Genomic DNA, 317 nt, shown 5'->3' on the forward strand with positions numbered 1-317 from the left:
GGTGGGCTCGGTCGTGCGCTGGAGCGTGTAACCGGACGTCGTCAGGTGGCGCTCGAGGCCGCGGAGGAACCACGGGTAGTTGAAGTCGCCCACCATCACGGCGGGCGTGTCCGGCGAGAGGGAGCGCATCCCGTCGTGCGCCGCGGCGATCGGTTTGCGGCGCAGCGAGTTGAGCGCGGTCAGGGGCGCCGCGTGGAAGGAGCCGACGAGGATGTCGTCCCCGTTGTCCATGTCGCGCAAATGGACGGCGAGCCGTCGCTCGTTCGCCGGGGCGAGCACGCGGTCGTGCAGCGACTTCTGCACTGCGAAGACCTGGC

Annotated in this window: 1 pseudogene; it reads right to left on the bottom strand. The window is 70.3% G+C overall.

Features of this window, described 5'->3' with window-relative positions:
- Window positions 1-317 (bottom strand): annotated as a pseudogene (locus SB754_RS19675) (hypothetical protein); the annotation flags it as partial.

Origin of the sequence: Leifsonia sp. SIMBA_070, from assembly GCF_046534635.1 — a bacterium.
In the GTDB taxonomy this organism is placed as follows: Bacteria; Actinomycetota; Actinomycetes; order Actinomycetales; family Microbacteriaceae; genus Leifsonia.